Here is a 20,036-nt window from a genome sequence, read left to right as displayed (position 1 = left end):
GGCAGGGATAGTATTCACCATTGAGGTGCTAGGTTTTACCGCTGCAATAGTAAAGTTAGCTATTTGGTTCTACTTTTTGTATGTATTTGAATTCCGGTTTAAACTGGACAGGTGATTCCGGAGTAAAATTGACAGTTATTTTACTGATGATTTCTTGGTTTAAAATTAGATAAATTTTTTTACTATTTTTTCATTTTTTTTCTCATGGATTCACCTTTCTTATGGAAAGCTTTCCATAAGAAAGGTGAATCCATGAGAATTAAAAAAAATTATTAACTTTGAAAAATATCATCTTACTTAGTGATAATAAAGGACGGTTTAACTGGCGTACTTTGCTCCGGAATAAATGGCGACCTTTAGTGCGGAATGGTGGGATACTTTCGTCGGAATATCTAGATTTATCTTTTCTTGTTTCTTGCGCTGTTCCAATTATAGAAAATAGTAGTACGCCCGCGAATATTATTTTTTTCATCCTTTATTTAGATTAATTCTACGGCAGCAAAAGTAATAGCTAAATATTATTTATACTAATTATAAATAAATAACTTTAGCTACTACTTTTTAAGTTAATTTAACATATTGATAATCATAATATAATGCGTATTTTTTTTAAATATTTTTTTTTAAAAAAAAAGTTTAAAATGTTAAAAACAAACCGTTACACAACTCGTTTCACACTTTAAATAATAAAAGACATAATATAAGAACAACCTCGCTTAAGTGTTTTTAAGCGAGGTTTATTTTTCTAATGGTTTATTTAAAATACTATTAGTAGGGTTAAAAAAAAATGATAATGTGAAAAACCGTAAAGAACAAACAAAATGGTTTTGTACTTTGGAGAATAAAACTCAACCCGAGTTGAGTGTATACAACAAAAAATAAACAGATTTAATAAAAAAAGAGAGAACCAATTTCTGGTCTCCCTCCCTTTATCATTTTTTATCAGGAATTAGTCTCTTTCATGTTCATTCCCATGTTTATTTTTATGCTTACTTCCATGACCCTCATTATATCCGTAATCATCATCGTCATATTCTCTTCGATCATCATATTCTCTTCGATTATCACATTCTCTTCGATTATTATTATAACTTATTGATCTTTGTGGTCTGCCATGATAACCTCTGTAATATCTCATCCTATCATTATCAAAATTTCTATAAGGTCTTGAACCATGATAATCATTCAAAACCACTTTGTATCCATTGTATAGATTATAATTTCTATACTCTCTAGGCAAATATCTTGATCGTATCCATCTTCCTCCTCCAAAATAAATAAATTGAGTAGCTCTTATATCATAATAAGCTTCAACATCTGGCAAATAATAATAGTCTGCCTCCGCATATCCTACAGGACCCCAAGATGGTGGTGAACCTATGTTTAGACTTACTGAAATTTGTGCATGAATTGAGTTGGTTGCAAAAAGAATTATTCCTGCCGCTATTAATTTTAATGTTCTCATTTTTCAATATTTAATTTAATGATTTTATATTAACTCTTTATGTAAATACTTTTTTGCAAAACCAACAACTGTGCCAATATAAATTAGTTAACATTTAATTAGGATTTTGCTTTTAAAAAAAAGAGAAGCTACTTCGGCTTCTCTTTTTTTTAAATTTTAATTAGTCCTTGTCATCCAAGTCTGTTTCTTGTTCAAGTAGCAATTTTATTTGCTCCCCCAAATCATGGTGTCCATCATCATTATCAGTACTGATTTCTATAACTCCATCTCCATCGGTATCCAGAAGCAAATTTTGATTGTCTAATGTTATTAATCTTGCCATTATGGCATCAAGATGTATTTTTATATTAAGAGTCATATCGTTACCATTAACTGTGAAATCTTTAGTTGGATCTGCAAAATCCATTTCAAGTTCAGCATCTTTGGCACTCCAGATGATAAAGTTTTTACCGTTTATTGTCCCTTTAATTAAAAAAGTTTTACCTTCCATTTCGCCCGGCATAATACTTTTTTCAAATTTAAATTTAATTTCTTCATACTTGGCATTTGGAATATTAACAGAAGTAATAAATTGGGTCAAAGTTTTGTTTGGATCTAGGATATCAACTAAAAAAGGACCTACAAGTTTTACATCATCATCATAAAAAGGATTTGTAAGATACTTATCTTCTACTTCATCTAGTTCAAATTTTATCTTACTAATGTTTATTTTAAATTCAGTGAACACCACTGTTGATGCAACAGTACGAGCAGTGGTAGACGTTTTCCCAGTTGAAGAAACGGACGAAGCTTTTAATGTCACAGTACCGCTTGTAGATGGATTATCCGTGCAAGAACTTATCATAATGACAAGTAGTGCTAAAATCGATGTTTTTTTCATTTTTTTCATTTTTTTTAAGGTTAAATAATATATAATTAGGGGTTAATAATTAATGGTTTTGATATACAATTTTAATAAATACATTTATATTTTTTGATTTACATGAATTATGCATCAAGAATAATATTATTTTTATCATCCAAAACAACGATTGCTTCATCCGCTTGGGTTAGGTTGATAGAGGAATTAATTATTTCATTTATTTTACCTAACGAAATTTTACCTTTATTTATTACAGCAGGCACTTTTAATAGGCGTTTCATCGGGGAGATCAGCATCAGCGTAATTAATATAAAAACCAGTGCATCATTTCGACCGATAGAACTTGAGGATAATGACATTAACCACAATAAAATTCCGATTATTGAGTATTGAAGAAAAGTCAACAATGCCTGAAGCATACTCTCGAACTGGTTATTATGCATATTAGCAGTATATAACAGGTTGGACATTCCGTTGAAACGTTGTTTCGTCGCTTCTTCAGTACTTCTTTCTTTAATGGATTTATGTCTGTGAAAGCTCCTTGTAACGAAAGCCAATAATTTGCTTCTCTCATTTCTACTATTAGTGATTCGTTTTTTTTGCAATTTGGATATCATAAAAATTACTCCCATAAAAATCACTGTCATAATCAGTAAATAGGTGGCAAGCAGATGGTGGATTATCCAAAGCAATACAAAACCCATCAATACAAAACATCCATCTTTTATACCACCCATAAGCCCTTTTGTAAGGTAATTTTGTATGCTTTTCATGTCATTGGAGTAACGCAGCAGGTATTTTCCAAAATGCTTTTCCTGAAATTTCTCCTGACTCCAGCTAATTTGTTTAAAGAATATTTTTTCTCGTATATGCTTTACATATAACTCTCCCTGCCGGTAACTAATCCACCGTTCTAAAAATTCAAATAGTGTTCTTATTAGTAACAGAATAATAAACAATGTAAAAAAAGCATAAAGTGTATGAGGTTTGATGCCAAATAGATGTAATAATCGCCCTTTGCTGCTATGAGAATGAAAATGAATTTTAAAAAATTCGCCTATTGAAACAGTTACTAAAAAAGCAGCACAACTTTGTATAAGTCCAATAAAAATATACAGGGATAGGGCAGGTTTTATAGCATTGAAATATTCTCTTTGCAGATTTTTATTTTCTGAGGTCATGTTTTTCATAAAGTGCTGTTTACTTGGATATTTCTGATACAGTTTAAAGAGCCTTTAATAAACTCCCTTTGTTTTCGAATTTATGTAGTAACTCTACCCCATTAGCAGAAAGTTCTTCAATATTAAGTACAGGAATTGTTGTATATTTTTTTATCTCCTTTATCAATAAAGGACTGGCTGTAAACAATCCGCTTAAAACAAAAGGAGGTAGCCCCCATGAAGTTAAGCTGTTCACTCCATTTATAGCTGCAAGGCTGTCACCGGCCGAAAAAATAACGCTATGAATCGTTTTTTTGAATTTGGGATCCGTTAGTAACATAATTGTTTCCCGTTGGTAAAGGCCATCTGCAATTTCTATTACCGTATAGGCTGGTTTAATTGTAATTACTTTTTGAAGAAGAGATTCATATAAATCAAACAACTCAGTTTCTTCGCAGAGATAGGTAGACGGGAAGCCAAAGTCGCTGAAATCGGCTGTAATATCAGCGCCAAGGTCGTAGTTTAAATCACGGTCTTTAGTATAAGCCGTTCCAGTTAGTTTAATATAAGCAACTTTATATCCTGCATTCTTTAGTCCGTTTACCATATAGGCAGCGGAAGTGGTTTTTCCGCTATCCATTGAAGATCCTATTGATAGAATAACTTTAGTTGCGGTAGCACCAGCTCCTGTATAGGATGCCATATTGGATTGCTGAATACCTTTCGTATTTATAACATTACCCAAATTATCTTTGACAAGACCCACTAGCCTAATGGTGGTAGGGCCAATATCTATATAATTGTAATGCATGCTATGCACAACACCTACAATACCTCCTGCACCAAGAATGTGTAATTCTTCATCGCATTTATCAGGCACATATCCTTCAAACTGAGCTGTAGCATATCTATTACCAAATGCGGCCATCATCAAATCAGAAGGAATGATCGTTGCATTTCTCTTATCTTCATCCTCAACAGCTTTATGTTTCCCTATTTTTATTATTTCAAATATGCCAACATCTCCCACTTTAGGATGGTAATCAGTCAAAACAGTTTCATCGATAGTGTAGTCATTTATATCCTTACAGATATAAGTCTTTTTAATTCGCTTTTTCATGAGATATGTATATTATAGGTTTGAATCCTCATTTGTTTTTGATGTTTTTACTTTTTGATTTCTTTTTATAAAGTCAAAATTGAATGTTGCAGTTACTCCTATTACATTATAATTATTAAACGGTCGAACAATTTTTCCACTAACAGGATTTAATACATTAATTTTATGATAGTCATCTGAAAAAAGATTGAACTCTCGTTGCATCATACCATACAGCGACACAGATAAGTTTTTAGTAATCTTGGAATTTAGATTTAATGATAACCGGCCCCGATGAAATCCATCAGGAGTTTGTTCAACAGCGAAATCATCATTTTGGTCATAATATTTAATCGGGTTCCCCCCGATATTATAGTATAATGAATATGAAACTGACGGTCGTAATCGTAAAAAGTCGAACCTTTTTTTAGTTGCAAGCCTTGTAGCATAGAGGATGCGATACTTGTAGTGAGTCTCTTTGGAAGAATGTAACTCACCTTGCACAGAATTTGACCAGACCAATATATCAGCGATTGGAACTTTATAAGTTGAACGAAGTGTTAATCGATTAGCTCCATCTGAGGGAGAAAACCCTCCTATTATAACACCACTGGATACTGAAAATCGCTTAGTAAAATCATAATCAATACCTACCGATGATTGATTGAATTCACTTACAAAGCCGTTACTGATGTTATAGGATCGAAGATGGCCAATATTCACATCCATTTTTTTTGAAAGAGACAGATTAAATTGCAGAGAATTCCAGTTTTTTAAATCATTTTGGGCATAACAAGAACTTATCGCAATGATAAGTAAAGCTAAAATTGATGCTTTTTTCATTTTTTAAGGGTTAAGTAATAAATAATTAGGGGGCTAATAATTGATGTTTTTGGAAAACAATTTTTATAAATACATTTATAAAAATCGGCTTCTCAAAATTTAAAATAACTAATTATGGTTTGTATTTGGTTATAAATTAGTTCTTGGCAAAATAAAGATAATCGGTTTCACCACTGCTACTGCTTTCATTTTTCAATCTAACATTAGTAGTTGTATATTCCGTAATTTTCCAATCGTCTTCTAATTCATCTAATTTACTGTCATCAAATTTTAACAGAAATATATCTTGACCATTGTTTACAAAAGTGGACCAACTTCCGCCAATAGTACTTGTTCCTTTTACAGCTACAACAGTCCCATTAGAATTGAAAGTAAAATTATAACCATTGTAATTTGAGGTTTCGTCACCATTGTTAAAAAAATAAGAAACATGCCATGTTCCATCTGTCAAAATCGAAGTGAAATTCGGATTTCCTACAGTGCCTGTATTATTACCACAATCTTTAATTCCAGCTTCAATACTATTTTCAAAACCAGAGTTATTCGTAATTACAACATTTTGACCATTCGGATTGGTAATAGAAACTGGATAGTTGATAGAAATAAATACATTACTTTCTATATTTTCTAAAAAGTTATATAAATCTTTATTATTTTGAATAGTAATAGTATTTGCAATTTGATTATTTGTATTGTAAATATCAATCTTTATTGGGTAATTTATATGTATACAGTCAATTTCATCAAACCCGTCATCTTCATCACAATTATCAATAACATCATCTAATTGATCCGAATTTGTAATCAGTTGAGTTTTAAAATTTTGATACTGAATTGTTATTGGATAGACAAAGTTTACAATATCATCATCATTTGAAAAAGCATCTAATGCAGCTTGAACTGTTAAATAATCATTTTGGTTGGATACTGTAATTTGCTTTCCATCTACAATAACAATAACCGGCAACTGAACATTAAAACAGCTGGAATTATCCAAAACATTATCCTGAGAAGTAGCGTTTTGTGAAACCCTAGAGATCAAACCCGTAAGGGGAGAAACGGCTGTTAAGTTTTGAGTAGTATCTTGAATAATCAATGTTTCCTCATTTTGACAAGAAATAAATAATATTGCCGTAAAGCTCATTAATAAATATTTAATTGTTTTCATGTGTAGCTAATATTTGTTTTGTAAATATGGAATTAGTATGTTTTCATCGGTGTTTATATCGAGTTTTCTTTATGCTAATTTCCTATAAAAAAATTAGAGGTTTTGATAATAAAACAGTTTACATCAATATTACCCTACCAAAATTTAAAAATAAATATACCTTTGTAAGGTAAATAATTACGGAATAAATGACAACAAATTCATTATCAGAAACTTGTAATAAAATTATTTTTTCAACCTTTTTCAAAAATCATGCTAAGTCACTTCGCAATTTTCTTTTTTATAAGTATGGAAATAAAGACCAAGCTGATGATTTAACTCAAGAAGCTTTTATTAAACTCTGGCAAAACTGTGCTGCGGTTCCCATTGAAAAAGCGAAATCATACATATATACAATTGCCAATAATAACTCTCTTAACGAAATTGCACATCAAAAAGTAGTTTTGGAATATGAAAAGAATTTTACGGGTCTTGATAAAACAAATGAAAACCCGGAATTTATACTCGAAGAAAAGGAATTCAAAAGCAAGCTCTTAAAATCAATTGAAAATTTGAATGAAACACAACGAGTTGCTTTTTTGATGCATCGAATTGATGGCAAAAAATATAGCGAAATTGCAGACGAATTAAATATAAGTGTTAAAGCAGTTGAAAAGCGAATACATTTGGCTTTAGTTGAACTAAGAAAAGAAATTGATAGTATAAAGTAGGGTAAATTTGTTTTTACTTGTTTTAAACATAATAAGATTAATACAATGGAAGAGAATCACATTTTAGCAAAATGGCTAAACAACGATTTGACAGAAGCCGAATTAGCTGAATTTAAAGCTAATCCTGCTTATGAAAAATATGAAAAAATTAAAAACTATACTGCTCATTTAAAAGTACCGGATTTTAATGAAGAGAAAATTTTAGAAAACACTCTTAGTCATAAAAAGATTATACCTAAAGTTATTCCTTTATACAAAAACTGGCTATTTAAAGTGGCTGCCATTTTAGTTATCGGGCTAGGAATTACATTTATGGTGCAAAATTTTGCCTCACAAACTCAATATGCACCAAATGGCAAAAGAACCACTTTTTCGTTGCCGGATAATTCCGAAGTAGTTTTGAATGCAGGTTCAGAAATTGAATATAAAAAGTGGAATTGGGACAATAACCGAAACCTTGAGTTAGATGGCGAAGCCTATTTTAAAGTAGCAAAAGGCAAAAAATTTGAAGTTAGAACTGTTCTTGGAAAAGTGGCTGTTCTTGGAACTCAATTCAATGTTAAAGCAAGGAAAAATCGTTTTGATGTAACTTGTTTTGAAGGAAGGGTAAAAGTAAATTACAAAGACAAAGAGGTAATTTTAACCCACGGGCAAAGTGTTATTTTTGAAAATGGAAAGCAGATAAATACAATAGTTAATACTTCTAAACCAGAATGGCTAGAAAATAAAATTTCTTTTAATAAAGAAAATTTACGCAACATATTAGATGAAATTCAAAGGCAATACAACGTTTCTATTGAAGTAAAAGTAAAATATTCTGATGAATTATTTACTGGAAAAATTCCTATTGACAATCTTGATGTTGCCCTTCAAATTATTGCAACAACCTATCATTTAGAATCGAATAAAATTGCTCCCAACGAAATAATTTTTGAAGAAAAATAAGTGTTTTTAATGAAACGGATTGGTGTCTTATTTTTTTGCTTTGTTTTTGCCTTGAGTATAAATGCCCAAGACAAAAGCAAAGCAATTGCATTAAAAGATATTCTGCAATCAATAGAAAAACAACATCATATTTATTTTAATTACATTGATAATGAAATAGTTGTTTTTAAAATTGTACCTCCAAAAAAATCGTTGTCTTTGAACAAGAAGATTAATTATCTTCAAAAGAAAACCAATCTCTTTTTTGAAAACATAGACAATAAATTTATTAATATTTTTAACAATAAAGAATTAGATACACAAAATATTTGTGGATATGTATTTTCGAAAGATGATAATTATCCACTTGAAAATGTGAACATTAAGTTTTTAGGTACCAGTACTGTAACTAATAAAAGGGGGTATTTTGAACTAAAAAAAGAGACCGTAACTGATTTACTGGTCAGTTATGTGGGATTTGCCACTAAAAAAATTTCTGTTTCTGATTTACAAAATAAAAATTGCCTTAAAATTTATCTTGAAGTTGAAGTTTCGGGCTTAAATAATATAATAGCGAATCATTTTTTAACATCCGGAATTTCAAAAACAATTGATGGGACATTTGAAATAAAACCGAAGAGACTCGGAATATTGCCTGGTTTAATTGAACCCGATGTTTTACAAACCATGTTGCAAATTCCCGGTATTTATAGTGTTGAAGAAAGTGTTTCTAGCATTAATGTGAGAGGAGGTACACATGATCAAAACTTATTTTTGTGGAATGGCATCAAAATGTACCAAACGGGACATTTTTTCGGTTTAATTTCGGCGTTCAATCCTAATTTAGCCCATACTATTTCTATAACTAAAAATGGGAGTTCTGCTTTTTTTGGCGAAAGTGTATCGAGTGTTGTTGATATGTCCTCTAACCCAAATAACTCAGAAGGAAACAGTTTTGGCGCAGGAATAAATATGATTAATGCGGACATTTATTCAAAGTTTAATATCACCAAAAAAGGTTTCTTGGAAATTTCAGGAAGAAAATCCATAGCCGATTTAGTACAAACACCTACCTATGAAGAATATTATAATAAGGCTTTTCAAAACACAAGTATTATTAATTTTTCCAATAATCAAAATGTTGATTATACAAGTGACAAGAAATTTAATTTTTACGACATTACAGCTAAATATTCTCAAAATATTGGACGAAAAGATCATCTTATTTTAGATTTTATAACTATAAATGACCAACTTAAAGTTTTTCAAACCACCCGAATTAATACTACAATTCAGTCGGAAAATAATATTTTATATCAAAAAAATTATGGGGGTAATCTTTCATGGAAACGAAACTGGAATGCAAAAAACAATAGTACTATCAATGTTTATACTTCGTCCTATGAACTTGATGCCGAAAAAAATAGAATAGAGGATAATCAAACTGTAAAGCAGCAAAATAAAGTGTTAGACAATGGTTTTAAACTAGAGAATAGACATATTATCAATTCAAAATTTACTTTTAATAATGGATATCAATTCAACGAAATTGGCACTATAAATTTAGATGAAATAAATAGTCCAATATTTTACCGAAGAATTAAAGAAGTTCTGCGAACTCATGCGCTTATAGTTGAAGGAAAATATAACGATACCTTATCCAAAATATATTTTAATACCGGATTGAGATTAAATTATACAGAGAAATTTAAAAAATACGTTTTTGAACCAAGACTACAGTTTAATTATGCAATCTCAAAACATTTTAATTTAGAAGTATTAGGTGAATTCAAAAGCCAAAACTGTTATCAGGTTATCGATCTGCAGAAAGATTATTTTGGAATAGAAAAAAGACGGTGGATATTGGCAAACAACACTACTATTCCTATTCAAAAAAGTAAACAAGCATCGATTAGTTTGTTTTATATCCAAAACAATTGGTTATTTACTTTAGAAAATTTTTATAAAAAGGTAACCGGAATTAATAGCTCAAGCCAAGGATTTCAAAACCAATTAGAATTTTTAAAAATTAATGGTGATTATGAAGTTTTAGGAATTGAAATACTGGTTCAAAAAAAAATAAATCATTTCATTACTTGGTTGAGTTATACTTATAATAATAACAATTATCACTTTCCAAATTTAGACCAGCCAGTATTCCCAAACAACTTTAAATTAGATCATATTGTCTCTTGGGCTGGAATCTATCAAAGAAAAAATCTAAAAATAGCATTAGGGTCAAAATGGTATTCTGGAAGACCTCAGACAACTCCTATAAGTTCAACAATAAATTATAGTAATTTCTCAAATCCAAAAATTGATTATAATACCCCTAATAATAAAGTCCTTGATAACTTTTTTCAAGTTAATTTTTCGACAACATACAAATGGGAAAGCTCAAATGAAATTCAATATAAACTAGGTTTCTCCGTATTGAATGTATTTAATCGGAAAAATGAAACTAGTGAATATTATAGAATAAATACCATTACAAATTCTATTGAAGATGTTAAAACTTTTTCACTTCGACGAACTCCAAATTTAAGTTTTAGAATAACTTATTAAACCTACATTGCTTGTAAGAACATTAATCCCTACCAAATTGAAAGAAGGCGCCATTGTTAAACTTGGATTACCTAATTCTATCAAGCGTAATGGATGTTGCAAATGTATGTCTTGAGATATGAAAAGTAATTTCTTTTAGAATGTAGCATCCAGCTTCTTTAAGATAGCATTCATTTTTTGATTACTCAAGATAAACAAAATGCTATTTTACTTTTAAACAATTTGAATAATTGCACTTCTGTCTTAAAAGAAGTGTACAAATCTAGTTATCATATAAGCAATCTTGCCTCCAATGTTAAACAATATCTTTAACCGTTTTCCCAACAATTAAAAGATGTTGTATAAAAATTTGCTTTGATTCATCTTCTACTAATTCAACCTACTCTAAAATGCAATCGTGCTTTATTTTTAGATGATTTACAGTTTAAAGTGTCTTTAGAACAGCTGAATGTTTCAGCAGAAGAATTAAATTTCACTTCATAACAGCCACATATCGATTTATGGCTATGATGTCTTCTGATTTCTTTTTTTGACGTAAGTATCTATGGCAAATGGTGTTGCTGAAATCATAAATGTAACATTTTCATAAGGTTAATAATTAGTTAAAATTTATTTTTAAAAAACAATATTTTTATTTAGAATAATTAAAAATAACATTTATATTTGCAAATAATTATTAAGAATTAATCTAAATAAAAAAAATGAATTCTTTTAAATTGATGAAATACGGAATCGTATTTAGTCTACTATCTTGTTCTAAAGAAGGTGACTATATTAATGATCGAAAAGTATTTGCATCTCCTGAAATTACATCGGAGAATGTAACCTATCAAAATTTTGTTAAACCTCTTTTAACAAAAAACTGCGCCACCTGTCATGGTGTTGACGGCTCTGCCGAAACATGGTGGTTAAACTCTCATAATTATGAAAATGCTGTTAGATATGCTAATCCAATAGCAACCACAATTATTAACGGAACCATGCCACCACCACCAAAATTTCCTTTTTCTCAACGAGACCGTGATTTAATGGCTGCATGGATTGCTAAAGGAATGCCTGAAAATTAATCAATTACTTATTTAAATATTTACACAATGAAACCAAAATTATTTTATGTTGCACTAGCAGCATTGTCCTTTACTTCTATGTTTTCGCAAGACATTTTTACCACTTCAAACGCAAAAGTCAGTTTCTATTCTAAAACGCCTGTACAAGACATAGACGGAACGAGTAATAAAGTAGCTACCGTTTTAAATAACACGACCAAACAAGTATATTTTAAAATTCAAAATACCACTTTTCAGTTTAGAGAAAAATTAATGCAAGAGCATTTCAATGAAAACTATATGGAAAGTGACAAATTTCCAGTATCTGATTTTAATGGCAAAATTTTAGAAGATATTGATTTTACAAAAACTGGAAATCATAAAGTGACCATCGTTGGAGTATTAAATATACACGGGAAAAAGAAAGAATACAAAATAGCAGGAACGCTTTCCAGTAATGAAAACGGTTTAGTTTTAACTTCTGATTTTAAAATTAAACTTGCCGATCATGGTGTAGAGATACCAACGGTTGTCTTTGCAAAAATAGCAGAACAATTAGAGATAAAAATCACAGCAAATTATAAGCCGTACAAAAAAGTGTAATGAAAATGAATCAAATATTTAGAATCGTTTTAGTTGTGATGTTGCCAGTCTTTGGTGTAACCGCTCAAGACAATATGGAGAACTATCTACCTTCTGAAACGACAAGTGAAAAAGACACTATTCCGGTTTATGCCACTTTTAAATCCTCCCGAATTATTAATGCCAGATCTAATGAATTAGTTCATAAAGGAGAGCTTGATTTTATAATTTCACATAGATTTGGAGACGCCGGAGGTCATTACGGTGGATTTAAAACCTTCTATGGAACCGACAATGCCGCCGATGTTAAAATTGCTTTAGATTATGGACTTTCAGAGCGTTTAGCACTTGGAATCTCTAGAACTAAAGGAGCAACTGCTATTCGTCAGTTGCTAGAAGCAAATATTAAGTATAAGCTATTCGAACAAACCGAAAAAGACCGTATCCCTTTGGGAATTACTTTCTTTGGCAACGCCGTTGTTTCCACAATGGGTTCTAATGTCAATCCTAAAGTTCCCGATCATTTTGATACATTTTCTGATCGTTGGTCGTTCGTGGCCCAAACAATTATAGTTAGGAAATTTAGCAGCAATTTTTCATTAGCATTGCTGCCAACCTACACCCACTATAACCGTGTAGGGTATGGTGATAGTAATGATGTTTTTGCTGTCGGAATTGGTGCAAGAGCTAAATTAACTAAAAGAATGGCGCTAATAGCCGACTATTTTTATACTTTCGATAGTAAAAATCGTAAAGCTTATTTTGAAAAAAACGGACTGCCTTTTTATAACCCTTTGGCAGCTGGTCTTGAAATTGAAACAGGAGGCCATGTTTTTCAATTGACATTTATGAATAATACGGCGCTATTAGAAAATCAATTTATTCCTTATACCACAACTTCTTGGAAAAAAGGTCAATTCAGATGGGGATTCAGTATTTCCAGACCTTTTTCATTTAAAAAGAAAAACAGGTAAAAAAATGCTGATTGTATTTTAATCAGCATTTTTATTAAATATTTGGATATTAATATTTGAATAATTTAACTCGCCTCTAAAATTATGTAATATTTTTAATTTCTTTTTTTTGTAACTTTATGAATTAAAAACACAGTGATAATCAATATTTTAGCTGAATAAAAAGTTTGTTTTACTGTAAAGTAATATTCCTAAAACGGAGCTATTTGAGATGATACATAGGTAAATTGTATACTCGAAATAAAGTTTTTATACCTAATTTCTGTTTCTGTTTTTATATTATAAAGAGGTACAAATTCCACTTTGTTCCTTTCAATATTTGGAGCGTCCGATTTTAAATATTCCGAATTGGTAATAGCAATATTGGAGAATACATTCCAAACGAAGTCGTACAACAAACGAAGCACTTGACAGGTTTTGTATATTCCAAAAAGCAAACGAACAATTGTTTTCAATTCTATTGTGAATCCCCTTCAAATGACAGACATCTCATCGACAACTAAATTTTATTTATACTGAAAAACACCAAATCATCAAGAAAGGCAATGATTTTTGCCTCGTCCTTATTTTTTCCAAAATCGGTAAGTGAAGGCAAGTTGTTCATGAAAAAATTCTGAAAATGAGCCATTTCAATAATGGTGGTGGCTAATGATTTCGGGTATTTGTATTTCGGATTACATTCTAAAATTAGATTTCCAATAACGGCACAAAGGTCTTTATAGGGTTTGAAAAAATGGTGTCTATTGTCCTCGCTTACATGTTTTGTTAAATATGCCTTTGAGCCTTCTGAAATAACAATTTGATGCAACAAACTTTCGTTAACATAACTTGTTTTTTCATCATCTTTGACTGTCGTGGCTAATAATTTGATCACCATTTTTAATCTAATGATGGGGTCATTAATATTATTAGTATGAAAGCTTATCTGGTATTCAAGCCAACTCCAATACCAAGCTACAAGATATAACAGCAAGCGGTGTTTGTTTTCAAAGTATCGGTAAATGCCCGCTTCGGTTGTTCCAATGTCTTTTGCCAATTTTTTAAAGGTAAAGGTTTCAAAACCGCTTTTATAGATTAATTGAATGCTGTGCATAATAATCTTTTTTCCCAACTCCGTCTGTTCAGGATTGCGAAGAAATAACGCCTCATTCATTTTTATTTGCAACTGTAACTCCATTTAAATCCTTGTATTAATTAGTCTTTGTATAATAAATGACAAAAAAGAAGAGGCTTCCTCTTTATCTGGCAAATATAGATAAAATTTATTTTACAATTATTAATGATAGTATTACTATCATTAATAATATTATATCTATCTTTGGCATGTTAAACTAAAAAACTGATTATGGACCTAAAAAATATGTTTAAGGTTTTAAAGAGATGTATAAATTAGGATGGGAACAGTTTATTCCTTTTGCCGCCACAGTTGCCACTATTTTGGCAACCGATCTGCTAAAAGGGATTACCGTAGGGATGCTATTGGGCGGCTTTTATGCTTTGCGCCACAGCTACCGAAATTCGTACCAATTGAAAGATGTTACGACGACCGAAGAGGGACATGAAGTGCATCATATTGTTTTGTCCGAAGAGGTTTCATTTTTCAATAAACCAAGTGTGATACAAGCGCTGGATAGCATCCCTGCAAATTCAAAAGTGATTATTGACTGCTCTTACTCCAAATCCATAGATTATGATGTGGCAGAATTCATAAAAGACTATCAGATTAATGCCAAGACCAAGAATATTACCGTTGAAAAAATAAACTGTATCGAACCAGCTTAAAACCGAAACTTTTTTAAAAATAAAAAATAAAAAACAATGAAAACATTAAACAAAGAAATGCAAGATGCCATTACCCCTACAATGGCGATTGAAATATTAAAAGAAGGTAATAAAAGATTTGTGAATAATCTTAAAGTAAACCGAAACCTTTTGCAACAAGCCAATGAAACATCGGATGGACAACACCCTTTTGCCGTTATTTTGAGTTGCATAGACTCTCGAACTTCGGCAGAGTTGATTTTTGACCAAGGTTTGGGAGACGTTTTTAGTGTTCGTATTGCTGGAAATATTATTAATGAAGATATTTTGGGTAGTATGGAGTTCGCTTGTAAAGTGGCGGGATCGAAAATAATCGTAGTTTTGGGGCATACAAAATGTGGTGCCATAAAAGGTGCTTGTGATCATGTGGAAATGGGTAACTTAACCGCTCTGTTAAGTAAAATTCAACCGGCTGTTTATGATGAAAAAACCGAAACCGAAAATCGCAGTTCAAGTAATGGGGAGTTCGTAGAAAAAGTGGCTACCATAAATGTAAAAAGAACGGTGCATGCCATAATGGAGCGCAGCCCAATTCTAAAAGAAATGATAGGAAAAGGGGAGATTGGAATTGTAGGAGGAACGCATGACATTACAACGGGACTGGTGACTTTCTATGATGATACCATGATAGTAAATGGGTATAAAAATTAAAAAATATAAATAAATACTGTTCACAAAACGTGCAGTTGTCTATCGACTGTACGTTTTTATATTTAACTGCTTATGATGTTCAAAATAGACTGGCAGCATTATTAGGTTACAAAGTAAATAAAAACTTTAAAATTGAAGCGGGTTATTTGAGTCAAAATTTGCAACAAGGGAAAAGGGTAAATGACAAATCGGTATTTCAATATAACAGTGGGTTTATGCTTAGCACGCATTTGTCTTTTGATGCTGGGAAATAAGCATAATGGGAATTAGATAAAAAAAAACGGTAAAACATTCATAGGCAACTTCCAGTAATTACTAATTTTAATACTTACTAACAACTTTAGGAGAAGAGCCAGATAGGCTTTTATTACTCTAAAACATTAAAAAACAAATTCTAAAGTCGTATAAAAAGTTCTAGTATCTGACGGTATGATTCCAGGACCTGGATAACCAGTGGCTCTTCTTGTGAAATAACTATTGTTTGTAAAATTTGTAATTCCTGCTTCCAGTTTCCATTTTTTCCATTTGTATGAAGTAGAAAAATCGGCTACATAGTAGGCCGGAATTTGTCCAAAAATACCATATACATTGTCATTCGGATCCGTCCTGCTGTTATTTGCATCTGTATATTGAGAAGAAACATAAGTAAATTGTATACTTGACATAAAGTTTTTATACCCAATCCCAGTTCCAGTTTTTATGTTATAAAGCGGGACAAACTCTACTTTATTTCCTTCGATATTTGGAGCATTGGATTTTAAGTATTCAGAATTAGTAAGAGCGATATTAGAAAATACATTCCAAACAAAGTTGTCATTCTCCTTAAAAAATGTCTTGCTCAAACTCCAATCGAACATCGTTTCAAATCCATAAGTAACAGCAGTTCCGATATTATCTCTGAACCTTACAATTGCCGCAGAACCATTAGGGTTTCTTGTTTCATACTCCCCAATTTTGTCATCATAATATAATCCATAAATACTAGCGTCAAAAGTTACTTTATTTCCTAATTGTCCTCGTATTCCGATATCTGATGTATAGCCTTTTTCGTCTGTAATATTTTCATCTATAACTTGACTTGGACTTACAGTTCTAATATCGTTGAAGGTTACCGAACGATAATTTTGTGAAATATTTCCATAAAACTCAATTCTGTTTTGTGGTTTATAACTTAATCCAACACCCAATAAAACAAAGTTTCTGTCTTTAATGTTGTTCTCAAACTTGGTTTCGTCCAAAATTACATTTCCAGCTAAATCAAGATTTATTTTTCTATAAGAACCTTCGGCTTGTGTTTTTATTTTTTCAAATCTAAAACCTGGTGTTACAGAAAAATTAGGTGTTATTTTGAAAATGTTTTCACCAAAAACAGATAAATTTAAGTTGGGATAGGTATAATTGGACTGATTTGGATAAAACGGAAATTCTGCATCTGCAATAGTAAAATTAGCATCGCTACCAGAACTCCCGGGACCTTGGATTCCTGAATTTTTCGATTGATAATATTTAGCCCCTATCAAAAAGGCACTCGTATTGTTTTTTATAATATATCGTTGTAAAAATCTCGCTTCTGCACCCCAATTGACAAATTTTCCTATTATCAAATCTCTTTCGGTACCTGATACATCTGGATTAGAAACTCTATTAGAGCGAAATCCAAGTGCTTTTCGACTCGCATCTAGTCCAAATAATTGCAATGAAAAATCAGCATTGCTGTTAAATTTATGTTTTAATCGAAGTGCAAATAAATTCCAATTTACAGCAAACCAGTTACGTGTTCTGTTGCTTTGTGTTGGGTCTTCATTAAACATCACATCAGTTAATCCTCCAGCCTGTTTCGCTAAATAATTAAAATAGGTGTAATCAAAATGCAAAGAAGTTTTATCCGTAAATTGATAATTTAGATTTCCAAAATAATTTCTACTCTCAAATTCAGAATTCGGTCTAAAACCATTTCCTTGTTTGTAATTATAAAAAGTGTAGTAACTGAATTTATCTTTTGTACCGCTTAATGATGTAAAATTGGTAAACAGACCATAAGATCCAACGGTATTTCTTGTTGTAAATTCAAATGGCTTTTTGCTTGGTGCCTTTAGTTTAAAATTGACTAATCCTCCAAATTGGGTTCCGTATTGCAATGATGCTGCACCGCGAACTACTTGAATTTCTTCAAGAGCTTCTGTTGGTGTTGCATAATAACTTTCAGGATAACCCAAAACATCGGCACTAATATCATAACCGTTTTGTCGGGTATTAAAATTCGATGTTCTGTTTGGATTCAATCCACGTCCGCCGATGCTTAATTGTAAACCGCCATCCGAACTTTCGTTCATTGTTAATCCTACAACCTGAGCAAATATTTGACGGGCATTATTGGTTGCCTTGTTTGCAGTTAGTCTGTTTAATGAGATTACTTCGGTTTTCTTTCCGGCATAAATGGCCGTTTCATCAATATCTTTTAATTTATTGAGTGCAAATATTTTCTCCTTTTGCTTATTGATAACCACTTCCGAAAGGTTTGTGACTTTATCCAAAACAACAACAATATTTTCATCGGATGAAGAAACCGTTTTTTCTAAAACAGCATAGTTTTCTTTATAAAAAACGAGTTCAAAATCACCCGATTTTTCTAATTCTATCGAAAACTCTCCTTTAGAATTAGAAAGATATTTAGTCCCGGAAGTTTTGTTATATACTTCTACTAAAGCTATTCTTTTGCCGTTTTCAGATGTAATTAATCCCGAAATTTTATATTGGGAGAAACTATTTATAGAAAAAAATAAAAGAAAAATCCAACTAAAATCCTTTAATTTCATCGTTAAAAGGCAGTATCCAGGTTTTGTGTTTGAAAGTTTCATTTTCTTTTGCGAGATTTATTTTTGGTTCTATATATTTTTGGCTTAACCTTCCGTTGAGAGCCACGTAGCTTTCTACTCTAACTTCTGGATCATGAATACCCTGTTTTTGATAATAATCGTGTAAAAAATGTGCGTACTCCAAAATAAAATCCGGTTGAAACGACATTTGCTTTTCCTGAAAAGTGGTTAAAAAATGACTGTTATTTACCATTATGTTTTCTTTCGTCTCCGCATCGGTAACAATAAATTGGGTATAACCGGCTTTTTCCATAAGCATCACGCGCCACGAAAATCGAAATCCTTCTTCTGTCCAAAATAATTCGTCCGGATACAATAAACATCGAAAAGGAAACAGCAATTGGAAAGCTACAAAGCAAGTTAAAAAAGCTATTTTTGTTTTATAAATACCATTGAAATTTTGAATTTTTTCTTTTCTATTCTCAAAAACCGATAGGCTGAAATTGAATAATTTGGAAATAATCTGCAAACACTTTTTATGAAAATTAGCATCGAAAAAGAGTAATGAACTTATAATCATCACATAAGGAAAAACACCAATTGGGAAAAGAATTTTAGTCAAAATATGAAATACTACAACTAAAACAAAAGCGAATAATCGGGTTCTTTTATAAAGTAATAAAAAAGGGATACTTAAATCATAAATCATTCCTGTCCAGCTAAAGGCGTAATGCACCCAGTTCTCGTTTAATAAAGAACCAATTACTGGCAAATTGGAATTATTCGGCAACCAGATTTTGAGTGGCATCGCTTCAAAAAGCCAATCAGAATTGAGCTTCGCCAAGCCTGCATAAAAATAGACAATCCCTAAAAGTAATTTTAAAATATCGATTGTCCAAGCCGGGATTTTCTGAAAGGCAATTTTAGGATTTCTATAGGCATCAATAGAAAAATAGGCATTTGCCGGTAAAAAAATCATTATAAAACTAACAACCGTAATAAAATAATAATGATTAAGGTAAGTGGTTTTATCCATAAATTCTATATAGGTAAAACTCAAGAAAAAGGTAATAATCGATACTTTGTATTTGTATCCAATGGCAACAAATAAAGCGGCCAACCCTGATATAAAAAACAATAAATAAGTATAATTCCCAAGTGGTTTTATCCATTCAAAGCCATAATAAGTAAAGTGAAATTGGGGTTGAACATAGAACTTATCAATCCAACCATAACTCACAAATCGCACCAAACTTAAAACCATCATAAAACCAAACGCTAGCCTAAAAAAAGCTAGCGTTGATGCCTCTGAATATTTATTTATATATTTTGTTATACTAAAGTTCATAA

18 protein-coding genes are annotated in these 20,036 nt (G+C 31.1%); 8 read left to right on the top strand and 10 right to left on the bottom strand.

What is annotated here, in order from left to right; translation table 11 throughout:
* Nucleotides 1-949: 949 nt before the first annotated feature.
* From ACNQGH_RS20185 to ACNQGH_RS20160, 6 genes are all read right to left on the bottom strand, one after another.
* On the bottom strand, nucleotides 950-1,465 hold the full coding sequence (locus ACNQGH_RS20185; RefSeq protein ID WP_417957819.1) for a hypothetical protein: 516 nt from the start codon (nucleotides 1,463-1,465) through the stop codon (nucleotides 950-952).
* A 160-nt stretch (nucleotides 1,466-1,625) separates the two neighbouring features.
* Nucleotides 1,626-2,354, bottom strand: a complete 729-nt coding sequence (locus ACNQGH_RS20180) for a hypothetical protein (protein WP_417957818.1) — start codon at nucleotides 2,352-2,354, stop codon at nucleotides 1,626-1,628.
* Between the two features lie 98 nt (nucleotides 2,355-2,452).
* Nucleotides 2,453-3,517 (bottom strand): ABC transporter transmembrane domain-containing protein, encoded by a 1,065-nt coding sequence (locus tag ACNQGH_RS20175; RefSeq protein ID WP_417957817.1) that lies wholly within the window; start codon nucleotides 3,515-3,517, stop codon nucleotides 2,453-2,455.
* A 34-nt stretch (nucleotides 3,518-3,551) separates the two neighbouring features.
* On the bottom strand, nucleotides 3,552-4,607 hold the full coding sequence (locus tag ACNQGH_RS20170; protein WP_417957816.1) for a hypothetical protein: 1,056 nt from the start codon (nucleotides 4,605-4,607) through the stop codon (nucleotides 3,552-3,554).
* 12 nt (nucleotides 4,608-4,619) lie between these two features.
* A complete protein-coding gene (locus ACNQGH_RS20165; protein WP_417957815.1) occupies nucleotides 4,620-5,429 on the bottom strand; it encodes a DUF2490 domain-containing protein in 810 nt (269 codons plus the stop codon).
* A 136-nt stretch (nucleotides 5,430-5,565) separates the two neighbouring features.
* Nucleotides 5,566-6,597: a hypothetical protein gene (locus tag ACNQGH_RS20160; RefSeq protein WP_417957814.1), complete on the bottom strand. Its 1,032-nt coding sequence runs from the start codon at nucleotides 6,595-6,597 to the stop codon at nucleotides 5,566-5,568.
* Nucleotides 6,598-6,785: 188 nt separating this feature from the next.
* Between ACNQGH_RS20160 and ACNQGH_RS20155 the strand changes: the two genes are divergently transcribed.
* From ACNQGH_RS20155 to ACNQGH_RS20130, 6 genes are all read left to right on the top strand, one after another.
* Nucleotides 6,786-7,307: an RNA polymerase sigma factor gene (locus tag ACNQGH_RS20155; protein WP_417957813.1), complete on the top strand. Its 522-nt coding sequence runs from the start codon at nucleotides 6,786-6,788 to the stop codon at nucleotides 7,305-7,307.
* 45 nt (nucleotides 7,308-7,352) lie between these two features.
* A complete protein-coding gene (locus tag ACNQGH_RS20150) occupies nucleotides 7,353-8,252 on the top strand; it encodes a FecR family protein (RefSeq protein ID WP_417957812.1) in 900 nt (299 codons plus the stop codon).
* A gap of 9 nt (nucleotides 8,253-8,261) precedes the next feature.
* Nucleotides 8,262-10,796 carry a TonB-dependent receptor gene (locus ACNQGH_RS20145; protein ID WP_417957811.1) on the top strand — a complete coding sequence of 845 codons (2,535 nt, stop codon included), beginning with the start codon at nucleotides 8,262-8,264 and terminating at the stop codon, nucleotides 10,794-10,796.
* A 701-nt stretch (nucleotides 10,797-11,497) separates the two neighbouring features.
* Nucleotides 11,498-11,863 carry a c-type cytochrome gene (locus ACNQGH_RS20140; protein ID WP_417957810.1) on the top strand — a complete coding sequence of 122 codons (366 nt, stop codon included), beginning with the start codon at nucleotides 11,498-11,500 and terminating at the stop codon, nucleotides 11,861-11,863.
* Between the two features lie 27 nt (nucleotides 11,864-11,890).
* Nucleotides 11,891-12,445 (top strand): YceI family protein, encoded by a 555-nt coding sequence (locus ACNQGH_RS20135; RefSeq protein ID WP_417957809.1) that lies wholly within the window; start codon nucleotides 11,891-11,893, stop codon nucleotides 12,443-12,445.
* A gap of 5 nt (nucleotides 12,446-12,450) precedes the next feature.
* Nucleotides 12,451-13,398 (top strand): DUF5777 family beta-barrel protein, encoded by a 948-nt coding sequence (locus ACNQGH_RS20130; protein WP_417957808.1) that lies wholly within the window; start codon nucleotides 12,451-12,453, stop codon nucleotides 13,396-13,398.
* A 191-nt stretch (nucleotides 13,399-13,589) separates the two neighbouring features.
* Here the strand turns inward: ACNQGH_RS20130 and ACNQGH_RS20125 are convergent, their stop codons facing one another.
* Together ACNQGH_RS20125 and ACNQGH_RS20120 are read right to left on the bottom strand one after the other, a co-directional pair.
* Nucleotides 13,590-13,853 (bottom strand): hypothetical protein, encoded by a 264-nt coding sequence (locus ACNQGH_RS20125; RefSeq protein WP_417957807.1) that lies wholly within the window; start codon nucleotides 13,851-13,853, stop codon nucleotides 13,590-13,592.
* 44 nt (nucleotides 13,854-13,897) lie between these two features.
* The gene (locus tag ACNQGH_RS20120) at nucleotides 13,898-14,551 is read right to left on the bottom strand and encodes a TetR/AcrR family transcriptional regulator (protein WP_417957806.1); all 654 of its coding nucleotides are present in this window, start codon (nucleotides 14,549-14,551) and stop codon (nucleotides 13,898-13,900) included.
* A 227-nt stretch (nucleotides 14,552-14,778) separates the two neighbouring features.
* On the opposite strand from ACNQGH_RS20120, the gene ACNQGH_RS20115 reads away from it, so the two are divergent.
* Together ACNQGH_RS20115 and ACNQGH_RS20110 are read left to right on the top strand one after the other, a co-directional pair.
* Nucleotides 14,779-15,180, top strand: coding sequence for a SulP family inorganic anion transporter (locus tag ACNQGH_RS20115; protein WP_417957805.1), 402 nt, complete (start codon nucleotides 14,779-14,781; stop codon nucleotides 15,178-15,180).
* A 36-nt stretch (nucleotides 15,181-15,216) separates the two neighbouring features.
* On the top strand, nucleotides 15,217-15,870 hold the full coding sequence (locus ACNQGH_RS20110) for a carbonic anhydrase family protein (protein WP_417957804.1): 654 nt from the start codon (nucleotides 15,217-15,219) through the stop codon (nucleotides 15,868-15,870).
* A 380-nt stretch (nucleotides 15,871-16,250) separates the two neighbouring features.
* On the opposite strand, the gene ACNQGH_RS20105 is transcribed toward ACNQGH_RS20110, so the two are convergent.
* Both ACNQGH_RS20105 and ACNQGH_RS20100 read right to left on the bottom strand, forming a co-directional pair.
* Entirely contained in the window at nucleotides 16,251-18,686 is a 2,436-nt protein-coding gene (locus ACNQGH_RS20105) for a TonB-dependent receptor domain-containing protein (RefSeq protein WP_417957820.1), read from the bottom strand.
* Nucleotides 18,667-20,034 carry an HTTM domain-containing protein gene (locus tag ACNQGH_RS20100; protein ID WP_417957803.1) on the bottom strand — a complete coding sequence of 456 codons (1,368 nt, stop codon included), beginning with the start codon at nucleotides 20,032-20,034 and terminating at the stop codon, nucleotides 18,667-18,669. Before ACNQGH_RS20100 ends, ACNQGH_RS20105 begins: the two co-directional genes overlap by 20 nt.
* Nucleotides 20,035-20,036: the final 2 nt, after the last annotated feature.

This window comes from Flavobacterium kochi, assembly GCF_048286715.1.
Classification (GTDB): domain Bacteria; phylum Bacteroidota; class Bacteroidia; order Flavobacteriales; family Flavobacteriaceae; genus Flavobacterium.
Note: the sequence above shows the minus strand (reverse complement) of the source record. Positions and strands in the feature narration are given on the sequence as shown.

Bases quoted from the DNA above. Each gene is read 5' to 3' on its own strand.
- ACNQGH_RS20185 (WP_417957819.1), bottom strand. From the start codon at position 1,465: ATGAGAACATTAAAATTAATAGCGGCAGGAATAATTCTTTTTGCAACC.
- ACNQGH_RS20180 (WP_417957818.1), bottom strand. From the start codon at position 2,354: ATGAAAAAAATGAAAAAAACATCGATTTTAGCACTACTTGTCATTATG.
- ACNQGH_RS20175 (WP_417957817.1), bottom strand. From the start codon at position 3,517: ATGAAAAACATGACCTCAGAAAATAAAAATCTGCAAAGAGAATATTTC.
- ACNQGH_RS20170 (WP_417957816.1), bottom strand. From the start codon at position 4,607: ATGAAAAAGCGAATTAAAAAGACTTATATCTGTAAGGATATAAATGAC.
- ACNQGH_RS20165 (WP_417957815.1), bottom strand. From the start codon at position 5,429: ATGAAAAAAGCATCAATTTTAGCTTTACTTATCATTGCGATAAGTTCT.
- ACNQGH_RS20160 (WP_417957814.1), bottom strand. From the start codon at position 6,597: ATGAAAACAATTAAATATTTATTAATGAGCTTTACGGCAATATTATTT.
- ACNQGH_RS20155 (WP_417957813.1), top strand. From the start codon at position 6,786: ATGACAACAAATTCATTATCAGAAACTTGTAATAAAATTATTTTTTCA.
- ACNQGH_RS20150 (WP_417957812.1), top strand. From the start codon at position 7,353: ATGGAAGAGAATCACATTTTAGCAAAATGGCTAAACAACGATTTGACA.
- ACNQGH_RS20145 (WP_417957811.1), top strand. From the start codon at position 8,262: ATGAAACGGATTGGTGTCTTATTTTTTTGCTTTGTTTTTGCCTTGAGT.
- ACNQGH_RS20140 (WP_417957810.1), top strand. From the start codon at position 11,498: ATGAATTCTTTTAAATTGATGAAATACGGAATCGTATTTAGTCTACTA.
- ACNQGH_RS20135 (WP_417957809.1), top strand. From the start codon at position 11,891: ATGAAACCAAAATTATTTTATGTTGCACTAGCAGCATTGTCCTTTACT.
- ACNQGH_RS20130 (WP_417957808.1), top strand. From the start codon at position 12,451: ATGAATCAAATATTTAGAATCGTTTTAGTTGTGATGTTGCCAGTCTTT.
- ACNQGH_RS20120 (WP_417957806.1), bottom strand. From the start codon at position 14,551: ATGAATGAGGCGTTATTTCTTCGCAATCCTGAACAGACGGAGTTGGGA.
- ACNQGH_RS20115 (WP_417957805.1), top strand. From the start codon at position 14,779: ATGTATAAATTAGGATGGGAACAGTTTATTCCTTTTGCCGCCACAGTT.
- ACNQGH_RS20110 (WP_417957804.1), top strand. From the start codon at position 15,217: ATGAAAACATTAAACAAAGAAATGCAAGATGCCATTACCCCTACAATG.
- ACNQGH_RS20105 (WP_417957820.1), bottom strand. From the start codon at position 18,686: ATGAAATTAAAGGATTTTAGTTGGATTTTTCTTTTATTTTTTTCTATA.
- ACNQGH_RS20100 (WP_417957803.1), bottom strand. From the start codon at position 20,034: ATGAACTTTAGTATAACAAAATATATAAATAAATATTCAGAGGCATCA.